Source organism: Acidaminobacter sp. QWL-03, assembly GCF_058683855.1.
In genome coordinates this window covers 1220816-1246929 of the sequence record NZ_CM178752.1, presented here as the reverse complement: position 1 = coordinate 1246929, position 26114 = coordinate 1220816, and the positions used below count along the sequence as shown (strand labels likewise).

The window sequence follows — 26114 nt, the reverse complement described above, 5'->3', positions numbered from 1 at the left end:
TTATTTCAGCGGACTATGCGTATCAAAAGATTTCATATAGCTAGACATAAGTTTCAAATATAGTTTTACAAAAATTAAAACGAATTGATATCATTAGAATGCTGGATCGAATCATTTTAGTAAATATTTAAGACCATCTTATAGATATAGTTTGAGTCAGTGAAAGTTTCGATGATGGAACATGACAATTAAAAGCTGATCATCAGAGTACTATTAAGCAAAATAAGAATTTTAATAGAAAAAGATAGATCCAATGAGATATAATGTATTTCGATAAAAATCAGATGGGAATTTCTAAATATGGAGGATAATTATGAAAAAACTTATAATTGTAAGTATGGGAAGACCCACTGGAGAAACAATTCGCATTCATCTTGAGCCAATGTTAAAGGATTATGTAGAAATTGATATGTGTCTTTTGTCTGAGTTAAACGAAGCCAATATTACAGGTGATTTAATAGTTTGTTCAAATCAAAATTCGTTTGAAGCTGCTAAAAAGCATATAAGACAAGAAATTCCAATGATAATTTGTAGACGCGTAATAGATTATCGAAATATCGATAAACTCATCGCATTACCTCATGCATCTGAAGTTCTACTAGTAAATGATACAGAATATACTGCGCTTGAGTCTATTGAACAATTAATTGAATTGGGACTGGATCATGTTGTTTACAGGCCATTTTATCCAGGGTTGATCGTTGACAGACCATTTGAAATTGCTGTGACATTAGGTGAGCCGCAACTTGTACCAGAGAATATTCCAACACTTATTGATATTGGGTGCAGAATACCGGATTTTTGGACGATCTTCGATATTTTTAACAAACTTGACCTAAGTGAATATATTGATCCAAACGCTGTTACAAGACATATTAAAGACATTGTTAAAATATCTAAATCTATAGAAAGCAATCGTAGTCAAATTGCTAGATCGGAAAATATGTTGGAGATGATATTGAACGCAGTTGATTCAGGAATTTGTTTTTGTAATGAGAACCAAATGATTGTAAGAATAAACTCGGAATTTGAAAGCATAATTGGAAAAAAGAAAAAAGACATTGTCGGAAAATCAATAACTACCATCTTCGAAAAGATGTGCCTTTTAAAACTTGCGGAAAATGGAGCGACTTTGATTTCTTTATTTGGTAGGGAATTGCTAGCTTCTTCCGAGCAAATAAATGATCTCGAACATCCTGGTTTTCTTTTAACATTGAATGAAGCTGCTCAAATCAGTAAACTTGACAGCCGCATTAGGATGGGCCGAGAGCTTCGAGAAACTTACAAACTACAATCTTTTGATGATTATTTAACGGTGGACGAAAAGGTTGAGAAAATGCTAAGTGACGCACGAAAATTTGCCATGAGTGATTCTACAATATTGATTGAAGGAGAAAATGGAACAGGAAAGGAAATTTTAGCTCAAGCTATTCACATGAAGTCACGTCGAAAATTACATCCATTCGTGCCGGTAAATATAGGTGCAATTTCGCACAACCTGCTTGAAAGTGAGTTGTTCGGATATGTTGAAGGTTCATTTACGGGTGCTATGAAAGGTGGACGTGCTGGATTGTTTGAAACTGCTAATAAAGGAACTGTTTTTATTGACGAAATTGGAGAGGCACCAATAGATCTTCAAGTCAAACTCCTTCGAGTTCTTCAAGAAAAAAAGATCCGACGTGTAGGTGGATTTGAGGAAATCTCTGTAGATATTCGTATCATAGCTGCAACAAATAAGAATCTATATCAAGAAACAAAAAGAGGAAAATTTCGTGAGGATTTGTTCTTTCGATTAAATATTTTACCAATTAAAACAATTCCTCTACGTGAAAGACAATCTGATATTATTTATCTAATTCGCCATTTCGCAGGAATCTATTTCAACAAGCGGTCAATAACAAATGAATTCGATTTATTTGATGCTGAAACGCTACGATTTTTTAAGCGATATTCATGGGGTGGGAATATACGGGAACTAATTAATGTCATAGAATATTTGTCGAACATCGACATGGGTAATGTATTCACTATTCTGGATTTGCCACATTACATGCAAGAGGGAAATGTGCAAAATACATATAAATCAATATTCGATCAGCATTCTATAAATCTAGAAGAAATTGAGAGATGGATTCTTTTGAAGGTTTCAGAATGTCCTAATATTGGTCGAATTGAACTCAAGAAGAAAGCTTCTGAAGAGAGCATTCGTGTTACCGAAGCTCAAATTAGACGTATCCTTTTGAAGCTAAAATCAAATGGATTACTTGTAGATAGTTCAAAAGGTTCCGTAATTTCGGAATTCGGTAAAGGAATATTAATATAATGCAAATGGTCGCCATATGGCTTTTTAGACAACCATATGGCTTTTATTTCGATGAACTATTGAGTAATTAAAAAAGCATAGTGTGTATTAAGAAATGGGCAATTTCAAATGGTGTAAGAATTTGAATCTAAAATTTGTGAAAATTCTGATGTTTGGCATAACAATTGCTTTAATAGTGTGTATCATATTTAAAGGAGGCAATCCAATGAACCAGAAAACAACTATGGCAAAAAAGAAACCTACTTTTTTGCAAGCAATTCTGCCAATCATTTTTATGGTCGTAACACTTTTTGTTGGTTATGGTATTTTTAAGCTCCGAACTGAACCCCTTCTTCTCATTTCAGCGTTTTTTGCTGGAGCAGTTGCATTATCGCTTGGTGTAACATGGAAAGAAATGGAGGGTGCAATTATTGAAAAAATAGCAAAGGCTTTACCAGCTACACTTATTCTTTGGTGCGTTGGATTTCTTATTGGATCATGGATGTTTAGCGGTACTGTACCGATGATAATTTATTATGGCGTACAAATTGTTAATCCGAAGTTTTTGTTGGTCACAGCATTTATCATCTCGGCTATCGTTTCTACAGTCACAGGGACTTCCTGGGGGTCAGCAGGAACGATAGGCGTAGCAATGATGGGAATCGCAGGGGGACTTGGTGTCTCACTTCCTGCGACAGCGGGTGCGGTTGTAGCGGGAGCTTATTTTGGTGATAAAATCTCACCTCTATCAGATACAACTAATTTGGCTCCTATCGCAGCGGGCAGCGAGTTATATGAGCACATTGTACATATGTTTTATACGACAATTCCTGCTACCATTGTCTCGTTGATAATTTATTTTATTGTCGGTATTGGTGGAACGGGTCAAACTGCAACGCCAGAATCAGTTCAACTCATGCTGGAACAATTAGATGTCATGTTCAATTGGAACATATTACTTCTTCTTCCTGTTCTCATTATTATAGCGGGTTCACTTCTTAAATGGCCAACGATACCAACTATGCTAGGAACAAGCTTCTTATCTGTACTAATAGGCATAATGACTCAAGGTTTTACTCTGTTAGATGGTTTTGTATCAATGGTTAGTGGATTTAATGTTAATATGACAGGATTCGAAGGCGAAGTTCTCGCTGAAGTAGCCAAATTGATTAACCGCGGTGGTGTGGTTTCTGTTACTTCAACGACTGTGTTAATATTTTGTGCCATGGGTTTTGCCGGTATAGTTAGCTGTTCAGGCATGTTGGACGTAGTACTTGAAGAACTTATGAAACGAGTAAAGTCAACAGCAGGAGTCATACTATCGACAATAGCTTCTTGCTTCACAGTGGCATTTGTTACAGGTAGCTCGTATTTATCAATTTTGATTCCAGGTGAGCTTTTTCAAGATATATACAAAAAACGCGGTCTTCATGCTAAAAACCTTTCAAGAACACTTGAAGATTCAGGAACCGTACTCGTACCATTGATCCCTTGGTCTGCAGCAGGAGCTTATATGACTTCAACTCTTGGCGTTTCAACAATTGAATACTTACCTTGGGCAATAATGAATTACATGGGGATCGTCTTTGCAATTATTCTCGCCTTTACAGGTATAGGTATTGCTAAAATAAAAACCGATAAATCATCCACGGAAGAGAGTGCGGCATAATGATTTTAATTAAAGGAGCGCAAATTTACACACCAGAAGATATTGGTAGACAGGACATTCTGATATGTGGCAAAACAATTGCTCACATCGCAAATAATATTGATCCAATATTTTCGGAGATGAAAGTAATTGATGGGACAGGCATGATATTGGTACCTGGTTTCATAGATCAGCATGTCCATGTGACTGGTGGTGGCGGTGAAGGTGGATTTGCGACACGTGTACCGGAAATTATGTTGAGCACATTAACGAAAAATGGTATTACGACTGTTGTAGGGCTGCTTGGAACCGATGCTAGTACACGTAATGTTGAAAGTCTAATAGCAAAAGTGAAAGGTCTCAAAAAAGAGGGCTTATCCGCATATGCTATAACTGGCTCGTATGAATTACCAACAGTCACGTTAACAGGATCTGTGAAAAAAGATATCATTTTCATTGATGAGATTATTGGTGCCAAGGTTGCGCTTTCGGATCATCGTGGGTCAGAGCCTACTTGTGATGAAATTGCTAAATTAGCACTTGATGCTCGCGTTGCAGGTATGATTTCCGGTAAGGCTGGATTTCTAACAATTCATGTTGGAAATGGAAAAAATGGTTTGCAAAAGTTATTTGAAATAGTACGAGATAAAGAAATACCTATTAAAACATTGCGTCCAACACATGTTAATCGCCGACAGGAGCTTCTAAAAGAAGCCTTCGAATTTGCTCGAATGGGCGGTCTTATTGATCTTACAGCGGGTATATCTAGAACAGCATCTGTTGCAGAAATTATTGTAGAAGCTTATAAAGAAGGAATACCTTTAGAAAATATCACGATTAGTTCAGATGGCGGTGGCAGCTGGTCAAACTATGACAATTGTGGCAAATTAGTTGAAATAGGTGTCTCAGGTGTAGATGGTATCTTTAAGGAAATTATATGCCTTGTCAAAGAAAAAGGTTTTAAACTAGAAGATGCTCTTAATTTTGGTACCAGTAATCCAGCCAAAGCCTTAGGGATTTTCCCGCAGAAAGGCGCAATAGCAGAGGGGTCTGATGCGGATATAATTCTTATGAACAATGATTTAGAAATTGAAACCGTCATAGCGAATGGAAAAATTCATATTCAAAATCGAGAAATACTTATAAAGGGAACCTATGAGCATCTGATGGGAAATTGAGGAGATGACAACTTTTGGACAAAGTCGTAGGTGTTCTTGGAGGTTTAGGACCAGAAGCTACGAAAGTAATGTTTGAGCGCATAATTGAAATGACACCAGCCCAAACTGATTCAGAGCATATAAGAGTAATAATAGATTCAAATCCTAAAATTCCAGATAGAACTCAAGCAATTTTGCATGGTGGGGAAAGTCCTGTTAAAGCCATGTCTGAGACTGCGCGGACACTTCAAGGAGCGGGAGCAAATTTTATTATTATACCGTGTATGACGGCACATTATTTTCGAGATGAGGTAGCTAAGACTGTCGACGTTCCAATTCTTGATGCTTTTGGACTCGTGGCAGAATTCATCACAAAGAAATACCCAACTGTTAAGAATCTGGGTGTAATTGCTACTTCGGGTTCAATCAAAAGTGGTCTTTACAATAGAAATTTTAAAAATTTTACTTTGATTGTTCCTGATAATGATGTACAAGATAAAGTCGTCATGGAACTTATATATGGCAAACAAGGACTGAAAGCAGGATTTAAGAACAAGGATAATTTAACAGTTTTAGAGTCTATAGCCAATCATCTGCGCGATAAGGGTGCTGAAATTATCGTTGCTGGGTGTACTGAAATTGGCATTATAGCATCTAAGTTTGAAGGTGGATTACCAGTAGTCGATCCAATGGATGTTTTAGCAATGAAAACAATTGAAATGGTTAAAGGAACACAATCGTAAGTACCGTATGAAATATTATTACAAAAACTTTTTGTACTACTTTGAACTTTTCGAGTGAAATAGATATAGTGATAGACCCACTAAGTTTCAAGCTGTTGAGAACATCACAGCTTGTCTTTGTGGGTCTATTTTTGCATGTCACTGCTTGTACTTCCTTTTTGCGTAGAACCCTTTCTTCCTGCATTCGGGACTGCAGTATTTCTTAGTCGTTATGGACTTAAATGATTTACCACATTCAAAGCAGCTTTTAGACGAACGATCAAACCTATGACGATCGGCTTCTTTCCTATAATTTGGATTTGCTTTTTTAAAGGCGGCTGATCTCTTCTTAACCTGTTCCTTTTTCTCAATCTCAGAGCAAGTATAACAATACTTTTGTCGCTGCTTTAAAACGGTATACTCCACTGAACAGCGATCACAGTGCGCGATTGATCCGAGTTTTCTCACCAAACCAGGATCGTGTTTACTCATGTATTCATTTCTAAGTTCTTGGCGTCTATCAAAGCGACATGTTGGACAGTAAATTGCTCGAGAGTCACCTTCAAATTCATTGCTGCAGCGTATGCAAGTGAAGACCCACTAAACTTTTGCTGATTATGCTTCAGCATTTGGCTTGGTGGGTCTTTTTTGCGTTTTATGCCGAGAAGAAAATTAATTTGTTAAAATTTGTAGTTTCGACAATATTAGACAAAAATATTAGAGGATAAAATCGTTTGAATGTCTAATTAAGAGAAGTGGGATAAGTATTATTTTATCAATATTTTTATGTATGAAAAACCCGATGTCATAACATTGATTTTGATCTTTAAGGTTTTCAAAATACAACTATGGAAGGTGCTGACATAAGAATGAATTATGAAAAGTTAGATGTGATCATTTCAAATTATAAAACAATTTTACTAAAATCAACAATGAAGAAATCTATAAGTGGAAAGCAGTCAAATGCTTTCAGGACCATTGGGACATCGAGGCAGTTGATTTTGCATCTATGCTGTCGAAGTCACTAGAGATGTCGATTAATCTACTAGCATCAAGGAATTTTTATCCTAAAAAAATGTTGTTCAAATTGGCTAGTGAGGATCAAGAAGCAGTTCGAACAATGTTTAGAGAGCTGTTTGATGAGTCCCTACCTGTTGTAGAAAGAATTGAGAATTTTATCAGTGCAGCTGATTTGCTTCTTGATAAATACAAAGATAGAATCAATGATTCACATTATCAAACGGTTAATTCGATTAGTGTGTATTTATTTTTCAAGCATCCGGAGAAGTACTATTTATATAAATATGGCAAATATAAAAACTTTGCGAAGGCAGTTGATTATCCGGAATATCCAAAAAGATTCAGCATTTTGAGTGTCAGCAATTACTTCAATTTGTGTGATTTGTTGCTAGACTATATAAAACGTGATAAAGAGCTTTTGGAATTGGATAGAGGAAGATTAAATTCAGATACATATTCAGATGAAGCGAGACACTTATTGGTAGAAGATATTGTGTACTATGGCAGCCATTCATATGATGCCACAAAAGAATGGTGGCCGAGTAATTCGGAATATGATCCAGGTATAACTGTCGAGGCATGGCAATCACTCATAACTGACAAAATAATATTTACAAAAGAATCATTAGAAATCATAAAACGATTTTTGGATATTGGTGGAGAGGCCACATGTTCTCAATTAAGCCGAAAATACGGCAAGTCGAAGAATTTCTATATTTCAGGATCATCAGGTTTAGGTAAGAGAATTAGTGAGAAAGTTAAATGTCCACTTATAAAAAATGATGAGGATTCCAGATGGTGGCCAATACTTTTTGTTGGCAAAAGCTCAGATGACAAAACCAAAGGTAGTTATATTTGGAAACTTCGGCCTGAACTTCGGAAAGCTTTGGAAATAACCGACTTATCAACAGTAAAGTTGTATGAAGATGATGAAACCCAAACTGAGAGGAATTACTGGTGGTTGAATGCGAGTCCGAAAATCTGGAGTTTTTCGAAAATCAAAGTGGGAGAAGAAGTAAACTACACATTATTAAACGAGAGTGGTAAAAAGCGACGCATTTATCAAAACTTTCTGGATGCCAAAGAAGGGGATCTGGTTATTGGTTACGAATCAACGCCTGCATTGAAAGTGGTAGCACTTTGCAAAATTTCGGGTGAAAATGATGGTGAACAAATCTTTGTCGAAAAGTCTGAAAGTCTCACATCACCAATAGAATATAGTACCTTGAAAGAGTTAAAAGAGCTCGAAAATATGGAGTTTTTTAAAACTCCCATTGGTAGTTTGTTCAAACTGACGAAAGATGAATATGACATCATTATGGAGGTCATAAGGGAGTCTAATCCAAAGCCAATTATGGATAAGGTTCAAAGTTACACGCGAGAAGATTTTCTGTCAGAGGTATATATGAGAGAAAAAGATTATGAATCCCTTATATCTCTACTAATAACAAAAAAGAACGTGATCATCCAAGGCGCACCAGGTGTTGGAAAAACATTTGCAGCTAAACGGTTAGCCTATTCAATGATGGGAAAAAAAGATGAAGACAAGATCAAAATGGTTCAATTTCATCAAAATTATTCATATGAAGACTTCATTATGGGATACAAACCTGTCGAGAATGGGTTTAAGTTACAGTCGGGTATTTTTTATCAATTTTGCTTATATGCCGAAAACAATCCAGAAAAAGAATTTTTCTTTATCATTGATGAAATTAATCGAGGTAACTTAAGTAAGATTTTTGGTGAACTGCTAATGCTTATTGAGAACGAGTATCGTGGAACTGATATGGTACTTGCATATGATGGCATGAGTTTTACCGTACCGAAGAATCTTTATATTATAGGCATGATGAATACTGCAGATAGAAGTCTTGCAATGATTGATAATGCTTTGCGCAGAAGATTTAGTTTCTTTAATATGGTGCCAGCTTTTAATAACGATGGCTTCGTTAATTATCAAAAGAGACTAGATCATGAAGTGTTTGATAACCTTATCGATCAGATTAGAGCACTGAATAAAGCAATTGAAAATGATCCATCATTAGGTGATGGTTTTTGTATAGGTCATAGTTACTTCTGTGAGAAAGATGTATGCACAGAAGATTGGATACGGGGTGTTATTGAGTATGACGTTTTGCCAATGATCAGAGAATATTGGTTTGATGATAAGTCGAAAGTAGAAAGCTGGACAGCTAAATTGCGTGGTGTTCTAAATGACGAAGGATAAAAGCATTTTCATTCGGAATATTTATTATATGCTTGCCTATGCATATCAAAATTTGCAGCAACAAAATTATGAAGACATTGAAACAGAAGAGTTTGATAATATTCAGAATTTGTTTGCTTCTATCTTATCAAAAGGTGTCTCACTTCAACTTAAACGAGGATTAATGAAAGATTACATCCTGATGAACGACAATTTATCAGTACTCAGAGGAAAGATCAATATGAACGGTTCAATCAAACATAAAATAGCGCACGTGCAAAGGCTTAACTGTGATTACGATGAATTCTCTGAGAATCATCAAATGAACCAAATACTTAAGGCGACAATGTTCAAAATGTTGCTCAGCAGTGAAGTTAAACACAAAACAAAAAACGAGATTAAGAAATTGCTTGCGTACTTTTCAAATGTAGACATCATAGAAGTATCATCAATAAACTGGAACTCATTTAGATATCACGCGAACAATGCCACGTACCGTATGCTGATGAACATTTGTTATTTGGTTCTTGAAGGATTACTGCTAACAACAGAGGCAGGAAATAAGAAAATGTCGTCTTTTCTTGATGATCAGCATATGTCACGCTTATATGAAAAGTTCCTGCTCGAGTACTTTAAAAAGCATTTTCCTGAATACAAACCTTCAGCAAAGCAAATTGAGTGGGATACGGATGGAAAGATTAGTTTTTTACCTATTATGCAATCTGATATTTTGCTCTCAAAAGGACCCCAAAAGCTCATTATTGATGCCAAATACTACTCGAAAACCATGCAAATGCAGTTTGACTCTGCTAAAGTACATTCTGGAAATCTGTATCAGATATTCACCTATGTTAAGAACGAGGACAAAGTTAAAGACGGCCAAGTTAGTGGGATGCTGCTTTATGCAAAGACAGATGAGAAAATTGTGCCAAATTATAAGTATGATCTAAATGGAAATATAGTCATTGTAAAGACGTTAGATTTAAACGTGTCTTTTAAAGGCATTAGAAAGCAACTTGATGATATTGTTTATAATTGGGCTGGTTGAATAAATTTTGATTATTATGGCTTAAAAATATGCATTTGTTCTGAGGTGCTATCAAATGAAGCGAGATCAAAATCATTTTCGCGGTTGTCTAGTAGGTGGCGCAATTGGAGATGCTTTAGGATGGCCAGTGGAATTCTTAAAGCTTACTGAAATTATCAAGCGGTTTGGATCAGACGGTATCATGGACCTCGTGATCAATCAACTCGGAAAAGCAGAAATCACCGATGATACTCAAATGACTCTTTTCACTGCTGAAGGCATACTTAGAGCACAGACCAGAATTCAGCTTAAAGGTCATTGCCATGTGCCAAGTGTTGTTTATTATGCTTATCAACGATGGCTATTTACACAGGGGTATCCTCAAATTGAGAATTTTAAATGGGCATATGATGGATGGCTGATCAACAAAAAAGAGCTCTATGCAAGAAGAGCTCCTGGAAACTCATGTATTTCAGCACTAGCAAGCAAAAGACAAGGCGCAATAGAAGCGCCCATCAACAACAGAAAAGCTGCGGCGGTGTTATGAGGGTAGCGTCCGTAGGGCTTTACTACCCAAAGAAACAAGCATTTGATATGGCTGTTGACTTTGCTGCTTTTACGCATGGACATCCATCTGGTTATCTTTTAGCGGGCGCAGCAGCGTATTTGATAGCTGCATTGATTGAGGGAATGGAGATTGAAAATGCAGTAGAAGAAACTATTGCTGTGCTTAGAAAGTATGAGTCTCATCATGAATGTTCATTAAGCTTGATAAATGCCATTAAATTATCCAAGAGTAAATTGCCTGATTATGAGGCGATTCAACACATTGGAGAAGGTTGGGTCGGTGAAGAAGCTTTGGCAATTGCGGTATACTGCGCATTAAGGCACAAGTGTGATTTTAAGAAGGCCCTGATTACAGCTGTAAATCACGATGGTGATAGCGACAGTACAGGTGCAATTACCGGGAATATTCTTGGGGCTTATTTAGGGATGGACGCCATTCCAGCGGTTTGGACAGAAAATGTTGAAATAAAAGATGTGATTTTCGAAATCTCTGACGATCTCCTTATTGAATATACCAAAGAAAATGTAAATTATGATAAGTATCCGGGTTATTAGGAGAGAGATAATGAAAAAAAAGAACGTACAGCCAGATTATTATTATAATAACGGAATCTTTGAAATTGCTAGATACGGGAAAATAGTTGCTTTGTCAAAAAACATGAATGAAGAACAGCATAAGATGTACATGGATAAATTAGCCAATGAGTATGAGAAAACAGTTAATGACATTCAAAACCTAATATATGAAATAAGACATTTGGTTAGTAAGTGTGATCCGCTAGAATTACTAAAATATGCTTATATGCAATTCTTTCAATCGCTTTTAGGTATTACTTCGGAAGTTCAGCTTAAGGAAAATGATGTAATAAAAGGAAGAGAAGTTGAATATATTCAAAGTGTATTGGCATCGACGAAAACTCAAAGTTTGAGAAATGGAGAAGATCAAAGTGAATTGTATTTTTCAATTTCAGAAAAAATTTCACAAATGTATAGAAAAATAAATAAGGATTTCTATATTGCATATACTGCAAAAGAGAAACAAAACAACCCGGAAATATCCCCTGAATTAGAAATGTTTACAATCGAATCAATTTTTTCGACCTTGTATCGTGGTGAAAGGTATCAAATTTTTGAAATTGAACATCTTCAGGACTTACTATTACCTCATGATGAAATATTTCAGAAACTTTATAACATCAAATCAAATGATTTTATTCAAGGGCTTTTCAACATTCAAAAGGCATTATCAGGTGGTATATTCTCGGCGATTATGGATTTAGATAATCTAATATTTAAATTTGACTCGATTATCGATAACAATCATGACGCTACAGAAAAATTTGATATATTCGCGAGTTTAATAAATGATGATGAAGAGCTAAGGAAAGAACATGAAAGCTTTGTTAATAAATTCATAGGTGTAGGTATACATGATTTATCAGCATTAACTAATTGGCCTGAAAACTTATTAAGAGATTTATCATGGGATGTTGGAGAAGAAAAAAATTTTTTTGGTGATCAGAAGTATGCCGGTTGGCCTATAGTTGAGATGCCTGCATATACAAGACCATTTATCCATTTAGATAATGGTTACTTTAGTTTTGACTACTATAATTTATTCGATAACATATATAGAGTAATGCAAAAGGTGATAATTTCTGCAGAACCTGAATATAAAGACACATGGAATAAAATACAGATGATGACAACAGAACAACTTGTTGCTAATCAATTTGAAAAACTATTGCCAGGATGCGTGGTATTAAATTCGAATTATTATCCTTTTGGAAAGTCTCATAGAGATTTTGCTGAAAATGACCTTATTATTATGTTTGATGACCACATTTTTATTATTGAAGTTAAAGCGGGTTCATATTCATATACAGCGCCAATTTATGACATTGACTCACATATGAGTTCATTAAAATCACTGGTCGGTAAGGCAGACTCACAAGCACTAAGAACATTAAATTATATTAAAACATCAGAAAATGCAAAAATATATGACTCGCAATTTAATGAAAAATACTCAATAAATCTCAAAGATTATAATGAAATCGTAACTATGTGTGTCACGCTTGATAATTTCAATGAATTTGCAGCGAAGGCAGAAAAAATGAGTTTTTTGACTCTTCATGACACTACCATTGCTATTTCAATTGATGACTTAAGAGTCTATCAGTATTATTTCGAATCACCTGGTAGATTTTTACATTATATCAAGCAAAGAAAACGTGCTGCGATGAATGACAGACTTGCGCTAAATGATGAATTAGATCACTTAGGTATGTACATAGAACACAATGTTTATTCAATATTGGTAGATAATATGCCTGATGGCAATTTGAATTGGTCTGGATACAGGGAAAATTTAGATAAATATTTTTCGAGTTTATTTAATGGTTTTGACGGGGGAAAAAAACCAGAGCAGGAAATTCCAAATAGATTAAAAGAAATTATAGACTTGCTAGATGTAAGTTCTGTTAAGGATAGGTCGTCATTGGCAATCTACTTACTAGATTTTTCATCAGATGCTAGAGAGGATTTGTCCACAAAAATTGACTATATACTTCAAAGACAAGCGGATATAGGAAGGATGCTTATTTCTAGTACCTTTGGAGAAATAAGATACTGCTTGCTGTGTCATCAAGATTCTCTGGAAATACTTACTGATGAATATGTTCACGACTATGTTTTATCAACTATGGTTACTAATGACGAAAAATCACGATTAGAATTACACCTTTATTTTTCTAAAGACAATAAATTGATCGATATAGAATTTCGTAATTGGAGAGATATTGACATTCCTTCTGAAAAAAAACAAGAATTAATGGCTAAAGGCGAAAAATATGCTGAAAGTAGAATCACAAGCTACAAGAATCAAACAGGCAAGAAAAAAATTGGCAGAAACGAAAGATGTCCTTGTGGGAGCGGACAAAAATATAAAAATTGCCATGGAAAATAGAAGAATATTTTGCAGTGGATCGTACAAGATAAAAGTTCTGAAGTTTAAATATATTATTTTTTTTATGGAATTGGAAAAATCGATTCATAAATCGTAATAAGATTTTAATTAGAATATAAATGAATATTTCGTTCGCGTAGAGCAGGAATCACGGTGAAATAGAGCAGGCATCTCGGTAAATTTGAGCACCTATTTCGGGAACAGAGCAGGTCATACTATTAATGGATATGCCACCGAAGTGGCATACCCACGATTACTTATTGAATTGGTTAAAAATCATCATATCTGGCTGGCAACTCGATACCCTGCTTATCCAAAATGCTTTTCAGAATCCCGTTCTCAGTCCGCAATTCTCCTATCTCAATCAAAACTTGCTGGTGTGCAGACAATAATTGATCAAAAATCTCATGAAGCTCTTCGTATCTTGCTTTGTAATTTTCTATATCCATTAGTAGGAACCTCCAATACTGTTGGATTTCAAACCGTGACGCTCTCTCATTGACATCTTACCCTTGATGAAAATCTCATATGAGTTATGCTTTATACGGTCTATAATCGCTTCAGAAACAGTACCGTCTTCTGAGGTTCCAATTCGTTCATACCACCCTGGCGGATCGATTTGAGTACAAAAAATCATTGAGCCATTTCTTGTTCTTGCTTCAATGATTTCAAACAACTCCATAGCCTGATCGGTTGAAAGCGGTTTGAGCAGCCATTCATCAAGGATCAGCAAATCAACCTTCTGGTAAGCTTTGATCAACTTCTTATAGGTCCCTTCTCCCTTCGCAATGGTCAGATCATTCAGCAGTTCTGGTAATCGGATATATTTGACCTTAAAAAAGCTTCTGCAAGCTGCATTGCCTAAGGCACATGCAAGATACGTCTTACCGCTGCCGGCAGCACCCTTCAACAGGATATGATGTCCATCAGATATGTAGCGACAAGTTGACAGTTGAAGGATCTCAGATTTCACCAGTTCTCTATCCGCATGGTATTCGATATTTTCTACACATGCATCTGGGAAACGAAAAGATGCTGTTCTTATTGCCCTTTGAAGTTTACTGGATCGTCTTTTTTGATATTCTGCATCCACAATCATTCCAAAACGATCATTGAAAGTCAGGCCGTCGTAGGAATGGTCACTGCTTTGATTTTCAAATGCATCTGCCATGGCGCTTAACCGCATTAAATGGAGTTTCTCAACGGTAGGTTGGTTAATCATTTGATTTACCTCCTCCGTAGTATGCGGCACCCCTTGTAATGCCATATTGACCACCACTTGGTTTAGATGCTGGTTTATCCTTTTCAGGTTTTACTCGATCCTGTCCTGTTTTAAGGATCATCTGTATGTTTTTAAGGCTGGGACTTGGTGTATATGCAAGCGCGCGCAAACAGGCATCTTCAATCCGTTCCACGGAATACTTATCTGCAAGCTTCATTAAGGATTTACATGAGGAGTAAGATTGCCTTTCCACTTTGTTTGCTGCAAGGAGCGCTTTCATAACGGTTTCCGTAGAATGTCCAACCTCACTTGCCCATTCAACAAAATTTGTGGCAGTGTATGCAAGGTATTGCCGGTGAGCTTCAGGCATATGTTCTGGCAGTATAACCGGATCACTTATTCCAAACTTTCTGGTATGAGAGGCTATCCTATTGTTGTGGAAGAATGCTTCAATGGCTTTTCCTGTATATCTGATGTCCACCTGTTTTCCGATAAACTCATATGGAACTGAATACTTGTTTCCATCCACAGTTATGAGATAATCGGGTTGTATGGTTGCTTTCGCCCAGACAGCAATTTCATACATGGAAGCAGGTAATGGCAGTAGATAGGATTGTTCCTCCTCTACAAATGCAGTCAGCCTGCTTCCATTCTTTTTTTGAAACGGTTTTGTGTTGAATTCTTCAAGTTTCTCTCCAATGGCAATATTTAATTCATTTAGGCTGAAGAACTTTCTATTGCGTAATGCTGCAATGATCCAAGTTGAAATCACGCCGACAGCTCCTTCAGCACTTGGCTTATCTTTTGGAGAATATGGTCTAGCCGGAATAATTGCAGTGCCATAATGCTCTGCCATTTCTTGATAAACTCTGTTGAGGACTAACTCGTTTCGCGTGTTTTGAATAACGCCAGTTTTTAAATTATCAGGGACAAGTATTCTTGTTACTCCACTGAAAAATTGATATGCATGCATGTGGGCAGTGACCCAGTTTTCTGTAATTGTTGAGGTGAAGGCTTCAGCGTAACTGTACAAACTACAAGGCAAAGTTGCAACAAACACATAAGCTTTATGGGGTTCACCTGTTATATCGTCAATGATTGATAAGGTGGTTCCGGCCCAGTCAACTTCTAATAATTCAGCTGGCTTGTGTTTAATCCTCATTGTTGCTTTCGTTTTATAAACGAATGCCTTGTAATAATCGCAAAACTGGGTGTATTGGTATGGAATTGATTTTTCTGATTCGCATTGTTCGCAATACTCGCTCCATAGTAAAGTGAGTGTCACACCAGGTTTAGCCATCTCTTTGTGAATGTAAGCATAATCTGGTATCTTTCGGCCTGATTCGCTAATCCTACCTGGATAAAGAATACCTCTGATGTCGCCGTCTGTCAGATCCTCAGGTAAAGGCCACTTTAAAAGACCCTTTTCTTCAGCAAGGCAACATACTTCGGCGATCGTGTTCCTGGAGCTGCGAACACTTGAAGAAATCTGACTGTTACTGTGATGCTGGCATTTAAGTCTGATGATTTCTCGATAATTCACCACAATTATCGACCTCCAACAAAAATTTACACAACGAAGTGTGCATATTTCTATTATAAAGTCGAAATGATGAGTTGCTCTGTTTGTCGTGATGCCTGCTCTGATTTACCGATATGATTGCTCTAAATCAGCGTGAAGGGTGCACTGCTCAACCGAAATATTCATATAAAATAATATGATTTAGTTTGTCCGTATGTTAAAGAATCATGAATATAAATGCATGACTATATAATGAAAGTATCAATATCAAATGTTCTTTAATATTCTTAATGCACATGCATCACATTATTGATTACTCAAAACATTGTTAATAGTCATGAATGCCAAATCACAAGTTGTTGGCAAGATATAATGGTACAAAAAAGCAGGCAGTGTAAATGCCTGCTTGTATTAGTTATGACAACGTTTGTATTAATGTTTTGGATGTAACTACATCACCTAAGACATAGTCTATGTTTTTTAGAAAAGCTTCGTGTAATTCTATACTGGTGCCAGCTACGCAGTCGGATAGTACAATTGCATGAAAATCTCGTTGTTGAGCATCTAATGCTGTTGCATAAACACATACGTTAGTAGCAGCCCCAGTGATTATTAGAACATTTTTTTTCAAACCTTTCATTAAAATATCCAAATCTGTTAAATAGAAGCCGCTGTATCTTCTTTTTATAATTACAAGGTCATCTTCATTAGGTGTTAATTCTTCAATTATATTAACCCCAGCTGTTCCATATACACAATGCTCAGGTTCGCTTCTTTCTAATTCCATTCCAAAATCTATTTTTTGTTGCCTATGCACTTCTTGTGTGTAAAAAATAGGGATATTATTATCTACTGCCCATTCTTTAAATTTAACTATATTAGGAATTATGTCTCTTCCACCAGGACATTCAATTGGTGCTCCTTCTGAGATAAAATCATTTTGCATATCGATTATAATTAAAGCACAATCTTCAATTTTTACTTTTTCTATGTTGTTAATCGACATTATTTACACTCCTCAATGTAGGTTATGGTAAAAATTACAATGTAGTTGTTAGAATAAAACTAGAAAACACTAACCAAAAATCTAACAAGAATACCCGAAATCATACCTAAAAATGGATCAGTTGTAGCAGTTACAATAGTTGTCACTCCTGCAATTATTGGATCAGCTTCAAGAACAGAACTTATATTTGTTGGGAAAACTACTATTGCACCTAGAACAAACAAGAAACCTGCTATTGATTGATTGGGTACATACTTCGCAATTTTTGGTAATAGCTTTGCAAATAAGATAGCAGCCATAATTATCATCATTATTGCGCCACTCATTATCGGATTTGGAGCCACTGCTGTTCCACTTATAATTGCTTCAACAGGTCCGCCACCAAAGAAAGCACTTATTGCATCCCCAATTCCAGAGTATAAAGTAATTAAGTCAACATTTACTTCGCTATTTGCTAAACTTCCGGTGATGCTAGCATATGCTATGTTACCACCAACTTGTAAAGTCACCATAGCAAGTGTACTTCTAACAATGTTATAGTTCATTACTAATTTGAGTGGTTGCAATTTCTCAAATTCCAAATTGATTTCTGGATCTTTATGGTTATTATTGCGTTTTTTCATAAATGGCCAAATTATAGAACTTGCAAAAACACTTAACACAATGGTATACACAAGATTCTTTGTAATAAAATAAGTAAGTACTGCAATTAGTAATGATGATGCTCCAACTATACGATTATCTTTAATCATATCAATACTTACTCTTGCTAAAATAATTCCAACGCCGGCCATCATACCATTTAGAATAGATGGACCAATAAAGGATATTGTTGGCTCTAAAACACCAATTAGTCCAACTAAAGCCATGATAAGACCTGTATAAAAGACAATATTCAATCGTTCAGATCTATTTTTTCCAAGTGTCCCAGCTAGAACTATTGATTCAGCTTGAAATGATATTGGAGCGACTTGATGAAATAGAAACACTCCAGCTGTGCCAGCAACAAAGGCTAACGCTGTAGGAAACGCCGCAAAACCAAACGTTAGTGCTAACAAGCCTTGTGGCAATCCATTAAGTACTACTGCTATTGCTGCTAATATGTCTTGCAATGTCATAAAAAAGCCTCCTTTTGTTAACGATGTTTATTTTCAGGAGATTGTTGTGTTATGAGAAGCATCAATTATTCGGAATTTATGATAACCATTAAATAATTCCTCCTTACTCGATAAATCATATAAATTAAGTTTAAACTTGATTCTAACCTCACAGTTCAACTGAGAATGCAAATGGGTTTTCTATATAAATTAATTATATTTCATTATAAAATAAAGTCTCTATCCGATATTTTGAAACTTAACCAATATTATTTTCTTTCAAATTTAAACAAAAAAAGTATCCTTCCAACAACATGAAAAGATACATAATATAATACTAATTATTAATTTCCTTTTGAATCATCGAGCACCAATGGTAAGTAGATAATGATTGATGTGCCAATCATTTCCGGGGGGGCTAAAACAATTCCGTATTCTGGACCGTATTTCAGTGTAATTCTTGCATGTACGTTTATCAGTCCTAGACTTTCATTTGTTATATCTTTGATTTGAAAATCATTTGATACTCTATCAAACTGGTTCTGAAGTTGTATTCTTAGATTTTCTGATAGTCCTGGACCATTATCGTTAATTATAATTCTTAGTTTTTCATTAAATGCATCCACAGTAATATTTACATATCCTCGACCCTTGTTTGGTTCAATTGCATATTTCACTGAATTTTCTACAATAGGCTGTATCATTAGTTTTATAACTTTGCACCTCAATAAATGATCATCGGCATCAATTCTACTTTTAAAATGTTTCGGGAACCGAACTTGTATTAAAGAAAGATATTGTCTTACATAAGTAATTTCATCTTCAAGGGTGACTTCCTCGCTTGAGTTTTTTGCTGTATATCTGTAAAAATCAGCTAATCCCTTTGACATGTTTACTATTTGAGGTACGTTCTCTAAATATGCGATACTTTTAATTATATCAAGTGAATTGTATAAGAAATGAGGATTTATTTGGCTTTGTAGGGCTTGAATTATAGCCTCCTTTTCTTTAATTTGGAGATGTGCTTCCTTCAGTTTTAGTTCAGAAACAACATTAAAGAAATGATCTAGCTTAATCACCATATCATTGAAACTTTTTTTCAATCTTTGTATTTCATCATTTCCATATACAAAGGTAGTTCGGACATTGAAATTACCTGATTCAACTTCTTTCATAAGATCTTGTAGATCTAAAATTGGATCAATAAAGTATGTTGATAAGGCCATCGCAAGAAGCAATATTGATAAAGTTATAATAAATAGAGTTGATAAAAATGTATTTGGAGCATATGCTGAATTTGAAAATAGTATTTCGTGTGGAATAATATTTACTATTGTGAATATATTTAACTTTGATTTATTGACATTAATAATTGACTTTTCATTATTATTCTTTTGAATTTCCATATTATTTTTGTCGGAAATATCAATTTCTTGAAGCGAATGTAAAATATTTGCTTCGTTATTCTGAGATCTATTATTAAGATAGAGGAAGTCATTATTATTTGATAATATTGCTAGTACTGAACCTTTCTCAACTTTAGAAGCATTTAACAAATTATTTATGGAGTCTAAGGATATATCGATAATGGCATATCCGATTTTTTCTTCATTGTGTTTTACAGGGACTAGTATAGATATAAAGTTTTCAAATGTATGATAATTATATTTAATAAAAGAACTGGGGATAATTGAGATTTCAAAGAAAGAATCTTTAGTGTGAATGTAATAAGTAAAGTCAGTTTTCATTATATTAATTGAATCATCATTTGAAGATAGTAAATTCCCATTCTCATGGATGAGGGTTATCCCTATTGTTTCATTTTGTGAAGTATTTAAAAAAAATTCTAAAGAACTATTAATTTCAGTATTTGTATCGGCAGTTTGGTCTTCATTTTGGAACCAATCGATAATTATATCATTGCTCAAGAATTGCTTTGCTGATTTCAAATTTTCAAGAAGAAAATAATCTAAATAATTTACTAGTCTCACATTTGATTCTTCAATAATATTGTACACATCTACTTCTATATTTTCTGTATTATAGTTATATGTAATTGATGTTATTAGAACAGCTGATATTAAACTGATTATAATAAAAGTAAAAGGCATTTTTACTTTTATTGAAATGGTGTTAAGTTTATTGATTATGAGTTTAATCACGGTTTACACCTCTGCGATATTCATTTGGTGAACATCCGAAGGATTGTTTAAAAACTCTGTTAAAATATGGTAAAGTTTGAAAACCAACAAGTTCAGATATTTCATATACTTTATATTTGAAATCTGACAATAATTCACATGCTTTTTTCATTCGGTATTGGTTTAAGTATTGAGTAAATGAATAACCTGTATGTGCTTTAAAAAGTAAACAAAAGTGAGAAACACTGTAGTGATAGCGTTTGGAAATGTCAGAGAGCGTTATATCAACCATGTAGTTCAATTTTATGTATTCGCAAATGTCTTCAATTATTCGATTAGAATCACTATTAAAAACGTTACCTAAATAGTGTGTCCATAATTCTTGCAGTTGATTAAAATGCAGTTTTGTGTTTTCATATGTAAATTCTTCACATTTTAAAGGAACAAACTCTCTGTTGTTTTCTATAATAATTGAATTTATTTTTCCGGACAAAATTTTTAAGATAACAATTCTTTCTCCTGTAGTAATATTGTAATCATTCCAAATTGTATCAATAAAATTATTGATTTTTTTAAAAATATTGGAACAATTATTCTCATTACATAGCAAATTAAATTCATGTATTTCAACCAAATAGCGATGTATATTTTGATTAGTCATTAATCTTTTAAAAGTATTTTTAATAGCAGGCAGAAGATCTTCAGTTACAACAGGTTTTAGCAAATAATCCGAAACGCCATATCTTATAGCCTTCTGGGCGTACTGAAACTCATCATATCCTGATACTATTATTGGTACTACTGGCAATTGGCGTTCATAAATTTCTTTTACCAGCCATAAACCATCTTTGTTAGGCATTTTTATGTCAGTAATTATTACTGTAGGCCAAACATCATAAATTAGATTTAAAGCTTCTTCACCATCTTCTGCTTCAGCAACGATTTCATACTCGCTACTAATTTCATCCTCAATCATTTTTACCATCGCATTTCTGATCCAAGTTTCATCTTCAACAACCATAATGTGATACATTTTATCTCACCTTATTTAAATAAATTATGATTATATAGAGAATTTTCTATTATTATACCAAAATTAATGATTTCATTCTATGTGAGTGAAATGATTATATCAATTCAATTGATGATCCAATAAGAACGAATACCTTTTGTGTTCTTTTAATTGATTGTTTATGCTAATTTTCACCATTTAGTAAGGATTTATATATAGTTACAATAATTATAATTAAACAAACTTTGAATTTTGAAAAATGCTTCAGCTATTTGGTAATATTCATAATAGCTTCAATAGAACACAGACAATTATATGAGTATTACACGGATGTCCTGATATTAAAAAATGTTTTAGCTTTTAATTATTTGCTGCTTTTTAAATATTTGATCAATAGTATCATCCTTTAAAACATATAAGCCCTTTGAAATCAGCGGATTCTGTGAAAAAGTACACAAGTGTACATATTCCCCCAACCCCAAATGAGTTTATCCACGCCGCCACAAGCCGAGTGAGCGGATTTTGTCTGATACAGCGAGCGCTAATCCAGGATTTGGGGTGACGCTGCTGCGGTATTTTAATCCGGTGGGGGCGCATGAGAGCGGGCTGATCGGGGAGGATCCGAATGGGATACCTAACAATCTGATGCCGTTTGTGACGAAGGTGGCTAGGGGAACGCTTCCAAAGCTGAGTATTTTCGGGGATGACTATCCAACTGCCGATGGAACTGGCGTCAGGGATTATATCCATGTTGTGGATCTGGCGGAAGGGCATGTGGCGGCGATTGAGAAGATGGGTGAGGGAGTTTCTGTTTATAACCTGGGGACAGGGAAAGGGACGTCAGTGCTTGAGCTAGTCAATGCTTTTATAGAGGTTAATGGCGTTGATGTGCCATATGAGATTGTTGGGCGAAGGGCCGGAGATATCGCTGAGTTTTATGCGGATGTGTCCAAGGGAGCGGGAGCTTGGTTGGAAGGCGAAGCTGGGGATCCGGGAGATGGTTCGGGATGCTTGGGGGTTTGAGAAGAATAATCAATAAGTTTAGTCATTGCAGTCGATAATGCTGTTAAAGTATTAGCGGTTGTCGAATCTCAGAATGATGTATATAATGAAACAATATTTCCGATTCTTATAGACCATTTGAATAAATATCGCCCTAAGGAAATTGGACAGAGTACTGAAAGTATCTTTCTCGCTGTAAACCAAACGAATCAGAACGAATTCATTGAGGTGTTGCGTGAACGGGAAGGCTCACTAGCAGATTCTCAGTAACCAGAATCAACAAATTATACAAGAAACTCATAATTAATGAATAGTGATTAGTATGCATCAAAAAGAACAAGTAAACCATCTGTACATTGAGATTCTGGCAATATTTTTAAATTTTAAATAGTTCGGATACACTCCAGTCAGCTAAGATTTTGGTAGGATCACGGTGGGATCTTTATAACTAAAATGTATATAAACTAGGAGTTAGGAGTTGTGCGGATGATTATTAGTGAACTTTTAAAATTTGGTGGTTTAAAAAATGCGTTTATTTTTGCTGGACAGCACGGTATCAATAACGAAATTGATTCTGCAACTGTATTAGAAGTTGCAGATACAAAAGGGCAAAATTGGTTAATTCGGAATCAATTATATATTACTTCTTTTTATGCAATAATGAATGATGTTGATAAACAGTATGAAGTCATCAGTTCACTAATTGAGGCAAATTCAGCTGGCGTAGTGGTCTGTCATATTGATAAGTGGTTAAAAAGAATTGATGAAAGAATTGAAGAATTATGTAACGAAAAAGGTTTTCCATTAATAATTGCTAACAGTGATACTACATATATTGAGATATTGAATCCAATTATTTTGAAATTAATGGGTGAACCAACAAAAGACATTATCAATATGAATCTAATGCAAAATAAATTAATTGAGTATGTCGTCTCAAATAAAGATGTAAAAATTATTTATAGAACAATGACTGAGTATTTTGGAAAAACGATATTATTTTTAGATATTGATAAAAAGTTGTTATATCCAAATCCCTCACCAAAATCCATCCCAATTATCAATTTTATTAATGAAAATATGTCAATTGAGAATAGTAAATCTCAAAATATTATAAAAATAGAACAGTGTGACTATATGTTGTACCCTGTAAAATATGACAATTTGTATTTTGGAACTCTAATAGCTAATGTTGATATGCATAATATCGAGAATTCTAAAATCATATTAAATATTATTAGTAGAGTATTCACTTTAATTTCGACAAAAAGTAGCCGGGTTTCCGAAATTGAAATCCGTCGCCAGCAAGAGTATTTGGGTGATCTAATTACATGGAACTTTCGTAATGACGAAGTTGCAATCAAAATGGGGAATGAAATTAATTGGGATATTCGAAAATCAGTTCAATTGATTGTTATTAATATTAACAAGATTCAAGAATACATAGGTGAAAACTCAACAGATATTATCAATTTTATATTCGGCAGACAGTATGAATTAATTCGTCAAACAGTGATTGATGAATGTCCGGATAATTTAATTGGATATCGCAGTGATTTATTTATTATTCTCTTATCAAAAAAAGATAATTCCATATTGAATCGTGCTGATAGACTTGGTGAAAAAATTATTGATATTTGGGATGAAAATCTTTCAGGTAATATTTCTTTAGGGATAAGTTCAGTATTTTCAGATTTTAAATATATTCCGCTGGCATATAAAGAAGCTATGGATGCGGCGAAGTTCGGACGGACATACGTCGGGGAGAATATTGTATCAAATTTTAGGGGATTAGGTTGTTATGCATTAATCAACGAATTGAAAGAAGATAAGCGGATTGTCGATATGAATAATTTAATTTTTGAATCAATTCATTCATATGACCAATTGAATAACCAATCATTATATCTAACACTTGTGTCATTAATAATGAACAACATGAATATTGAGAAAGTCTCTTCTGAACTTTTCATTCATAGAAATACTGTTCTATATAGAAAAAATAAGATTGTCGAGTTGCTTGGGTATGAGCCTTGGAGCATGCCGTATTTGCTAAACACTTTAATTGCGGTTATAACGCAAAATAGGGACACTTAATTGTTTAAAATCACGCGATTGTGCATTTGCACAAATACGTGGTTTTTATTTGTTTTTCAGAACATTCAAAATATTGTTGTTGTAATGTAAAATTATTTTATCAAACAGAAAAGGAGTGAAATAAATGGAAGCGGTTGAAGTTAAAGATCAAGTTAAGGTTACTAACGACTATGCAACAGAAAGAGTACCTGAAAATGCAAGAAAAGGTACTTTTGAAGTATCTATGGTTGCTGCTGGATTTTGTATAGCAATGTCAGGTTTATTTACTGGAGCATCTATGGCAGCTGGTTTAAGTTTAAATCAGGCGATAATTGCAGCTTTAGTTGGAAATGGGATACTTTCATTTTTTGGCGGTGCAATTGGCGCTGCCGGTGCAAGAGAAGGTTTGTCCTCATCAAGATTATCAAGATTTAGTTTTGGTACTGAAGGTTTTAAGATTGTTAGTTTAGTTTTAGCACTAACAATGTTTGGTTGGTTTTCTGTACAAGTTGGATTTTTCGGTAATACAATAAACGCAATGTTTCCAAATGCTGGTTTTATTACAGATGTTCCAGTAGCTGCATTCTGGGGCGGTATTTTGATGTTGTTAACAGCATATTATGGATTTAAAGGATTGAGTGTACTTAGCATGATTGCAGTTCCGTTAATTGTTATAACAGCAAGTTTCGGTGTTTTTTTAGCTGTGAATGGCGCTGGAGGATGGTCACAATTATTTGCAAAACAATTAATTGGAACAGTTACCTTAAGTCAAGGTATTGTTATGGTGGTAGGATCCTTCGCTGCAGGCGCTTCTGCTCAAGCTGATATAACACGATATGCAAAAGATGAAAAAGCTGCTTGGATATCAACACTTATTGGTTATATGGTTGCGAATACATTTATTATAGTTGCCGGGTTCTTAACGACATTGGCTACGGGTGAAGGCGATTTGCCTAAAGCTATGTTAGCAATTGGTTTGGGGCTCCCTGCTTTAGTAGTATTGATTGCAGCTCAATGGACAACTAATGACAATAACATTTATACATCATCACTTGGTTTATCGAATATATTCAAAATCAAAAAGTCTAAAATAGTTTTAATTATTGGAATATTCGGTTCTCTTCTTGGTGCGCTAGGAATGGCTAATTATTTTATTGGTTGGCTATCAATTCTTGGGATAGGAGTTCCTCCAATGGCTGGAATTATTCTTGCCGACTACTTTATAATAAATAAAGGAAAATATCATATTGAGAAGGATTCTGAATTACCAAAATGGAATTTCAATGCGATTATTGCATGGTTAGCAGGTGGTGTTGCGGGATACGTTCTGAAATTTGGGATTGCGTCGCTTAACTCACTTGTTGTAGCAATATTTGTCTACATAATTATTATGAGAGTAAAAAAATAAATTCATCGGAG

The 26114-nt window shown here is 34.7% G+C and carries 17 protein-coding genes and 1 pseudogene; 11 read left to right on the top strand and 7 right to left on the bottom strand.

From position 1 onward, the window contains the following. Positions 1-313 precede the first annotated feature (313 nt). The 8 genes and pseudogenes from AC4PHM_RS05640 to AC4PHM_RS05605 all read left to right on the top strand — a co-directional run bounded on the left by AC4PHM_RS05640 (position 314) and on the right by AC4PHM_RS05605 (position 13617). Positions 314-2323, top strand: coding sequence for a sigma-54 interaction domain-containing protein (locus AC4PHM_RS05640; RefSeq protein ID WP_492019933.1), 2010 nt, complete (start codon positions 314-316; stop codon positions 2321-2323). A 205-nt stretch (positions 2324-2528) separates the two neighbouring features. After that, the gene (gene nhaC, locus AC4PHM_RS05635) at positions 2529-3971 is read left to right on the top strand and encodes a Na+/H+ antiporter NhaC (RefSeq protein WP_492019932.1); all 1443 of its coding nucleotides are present in this window, start codon (positions 2529-2531) and stop codon (positions 3969-3971) included. Continuing rightward, a complete protein-coding gene (gene iadA / locus AC4PHM_RS05630; protein ID WP_492019931.1) occupies positions 3971-5128 on the top strand; it encodes a beta-aspartyl-peptidase in 1158 nt (385 codons plus the stop codon). Before nhaC ends, iadA begins: the two co-directional genes overlap by 1 nt. Before the next feature lie 14 nt (positions 5129-5142). Continuing rightward, complete coding sequence (gene cuyB, locus AC4PHM_RS05625; protein ID WP_492019930.1) at positions 5143-5850, top strand: cysteate racemase; 708 nt, start codon at positions 5143-5145, stop codon at positions 5848-5850. A 1099-nt stretch (positions 5851-6949) separates the two neighbouring features. Further along, positions 6950-9076, top strand: a complete 2127-nt coding sequence (locus AC4PHM_RS05620; RefSeq protein ID WP_492019929.1) for an AAA family ATPase — start codon at positions 6950-6952, stop codon at positions 9074-9076. Then, on the top strand, positions 9063-10103 hold the full coding sequence (gene mcrC, locus AC4PHM_RS05615) for a 5-methylcytosine-specific restriction endonuclease system specificity protein McrC (RefSeq protein ID WP_492019928.1): 1041 nt from the start codon (positions 9063-9065) through the stop codon (positions 10101-10103). The genes AC4PHM_RS05620 and mcrC overlap by 14 nt, the downstream gene beginning before the upstream one ends. Positions 10104-10158: 55 nt before the next feature. Continuing rightward, positions 10159-11204: pseudogene (locus AC4PHM_RS05610) on the top strand (ADP-ribosylglycohydrolase family protein). A 10-nt stretch (positions 11205-11214) separates the two neighbouring features. Beyond that, on the top strand, positions 11215-13617 hold the full coding sequence (locus AC4PHM_RS05605) for a YecA family protein (protein ID WP_492019927.1): 2403 nt from the start codon (positions 11215-11217) through the stop codon (positions 13615-13617). Between the two features lie 269 nt (positions 13618-13886). Here the strand turns inward: AC4PHM_RS05605 and AC4PHM_RS05600 are convergent, their stop codons facing one another. The 7 genes from AC4PHM_RS05600 to AC4PHM_RS05570 all read right to left on the bottom strand — a co-directional run bounded on the left by AC4PHM_RS05600 (position 13887) and on the right by AC4PHM_RS05570 (position 21638). Further along, entirely contained in the window at positions 13887-14066 is a 180-nt protein-coding gene (locus AC4PHM_RS05600; RefSeq protein ID WP_492017488.1) for a hypothetical protein, read from the bottom strand. Continuing rightward, the gene (gene istB, locus AC4PHM_RS05595) at positions 14066-14839 is read right to left on the bottom strand and encodes an IS21-like element helper ATPase IstB (protein WP_492017487.1); all 774 of its coding nucleotides are present in this window, start codon (positions 14837-14839) and stop codon (positions 14066-14068) included. The genes AC4PHM_RS05600 and istB overlap by 1 nt, the downstream gene beginning before the upstream one ends. Beyond that, on the bottom strand, positions 14832-16382 hold the full coding sequence (istA, locus tag AC4PHM_RS05590) for an IS21 family transposase (RefSeq protein ID WP_492017486.1): 1551 nt from the start codon (positions 16380-16382) through the stop codon (positions 14832-14834). The genes istB and istA overlap by 8 nt, the downstream gene beginning before the upstream one ends. Before the next feature lie 394 nt (positions 16383-16776). Next, on the bottom strand, positions 16777-17367 hold the full coding sequence (locus AC4PHM_RS05585) for an isochorismatase family protein (protein WP_492019926.1): 591 nt from the start codon (positions 17365-17367) through the stop codon (positions 16777-16779). A gap of 59 nt (positions 17368-17426) precedes the next feature. Continuing rightward, positions 17427-18485: a hypothetical protein gene (locus tag AC4PHM_RS05580; protein WP_492019925.1), complete on the bottom strand. Its 1059-nt coding sequence runs from the start codon at positions 18483-18485 to the stop codon at positions 17427-17429. Between the two features lie 323 nt (positions 18486-18808). Further along, a complete protein-coding gene (locus tag AC4PHM_RS05575) occupies positions 18809-20626 on the bottom strand; it encodes a sensor histidine kinase (protein WP_492019924.1) in 1818 nt (605 codons plus the stop codon). After that, on the bottom strand, positions 20619-21638 hold the full coding sequence (locus AC4PHM_RS05570; RefSeq protein ID WP_492019923.1) for a response regulator transcription factor: 1020 nt from the start codon (positions 21636-21638) through the stop codon (positions 20619-20621). The genes AC4PHM_RS05575 and AC4PHM_RS05570 overlap by 8 nt, the downstream gene beginning before the upstream one ends. Before the next feature lie 501 nt (positions 21639-22139). Between AC4PHM_RS05570 and AC4PHM_RS05565 the strand changes: the two genes are divergently transcribed. The 3 genes from AC4PHM_RS05565 (at position 22140) to AC4PHM_RS05555 (ending at position 26103) form a co-directional block, all read left to right on the top strand. Continuing rightward, a complete protein-coding gene (locus tag AC4PHM_RS05565; protein ID WP_492019922.1) occupies positions 22140-22640 on the top strand; it encodes an NAD-dependent epimerase/dehydratase family protein in 501 nt (166 codons plus the stop codon). Between the two features lie 465 nt (positions 22641-23105). Beyond that, complete coding sequence (locus AC4PHM_RS05560) at positions 23106-24716, top strand: PucR family transcriptional regulator (protein ID WP_492019921.1); 1611 nt, start codon at positions 23106-23108, stop codon at positions 24714-24716. Between the two features lie 124 nt (positions 24717-24840). Further along, positions 24841-26103, top strand: coding sequence for a cytosine permease (locus tag AC4PHM_RS05555; RefSeq protein ID WP_492019920.1), 1263 nt, complete (start codon positions 24841-24843; stop codon positions 26101-26103). Positions 26104-26114: the final 11 nt, after the last annotated feature.

Bases quoted from the DNA above. Each gene is read 5' to 3' on its own strand.
- AC4PHM_RS05640 (WP_492019933.1), top strand. From the start codon at position 314: ATGAAAAAACTTATAATTGTAAGTATGGGAAGACCCACTGGAGAAACA.
- nhaC (WP_492019932.1), top strand. From the start codon at position 2,529: ATGAACCAGAAAACAACTATGGCAAAAAAGAAACCTACTTTTTTGCAA.
- iadA (WP_492019931.1), top strand. From the start codon at position 3,971: ATGATTTTAATTAAAGGAGCGCAAATTTACACACCAGAAGATATTGGT.
- AC4PHM_RS05620 (WP_492019929.1), top strand. From the start codon at position 6,950: ATGTTTAGAGAGCTGTTTGATGAGTCCCTACCTGTTGTAGAAAGAATT.
- mcrC (WP_492019928.1), top strand. From the start codon at position 9,063: ATGACGAAGGATAAAAGCATTTTCATTCGGAATATTTATTATATGCTT.
- AC4PHM_RS05605 (WP_492019927.1), top strand. From the start codon at position 11,215: ATGAAAAAAAAGAACGTACAGCCAGATTATTATTATAATAACGGAATC.
- AC4PHM_RS05600 (WP_492017488.1), bottom strand. From the start codon at position 14,066: ATGGATATAGAAAATTACAAAGCAAGATACGAAGAGCTTCATGAGATT.
- istB (WP_492017487.1), bottom strand. From the start codon at position 14,839: ATGATTAACCAACCTACCGTTGAGAAACTCCATTTAATGCGGTTAAGC.
- AC4PHM_RS05585 (WP_492019926.1), bottom strand. From the start codon at position 17,367: ATGTCGATTAACAACATAGAAAAAGTAAAAATTGAAGATTGTGCTTTA.
- AC4PHM_RS05580 (WP_492019925.1), bottom strand. From the start codon at position 18,485: ATGACATTGCAAGACATATTAGCAGCAATAGCAGTAGTACTTAATGGA.
- AC4PHM_RS05570 (WP_492019923.1), bottom strand. From the start codon at position 21,638: ATGTATCACATTATGGTTGTTGAAGATGAAACTTGGATCAGAAATGCG.
- AC4PHM_RS05560 (WP_492019921.1), top strand. From the start codon at position 23,106: ATGATTATTAGTGAACTTTTAAAATTTGGTGGTTTAAAAAATGCGTTT.
- AC4PHM_RS05555 (WP_492019920.1), top strand. From the start codon at position 24,841: ATGGAAGCGGTTGAAGTTAAAGATCAAGTTAAGGTTACTAACGACTAT.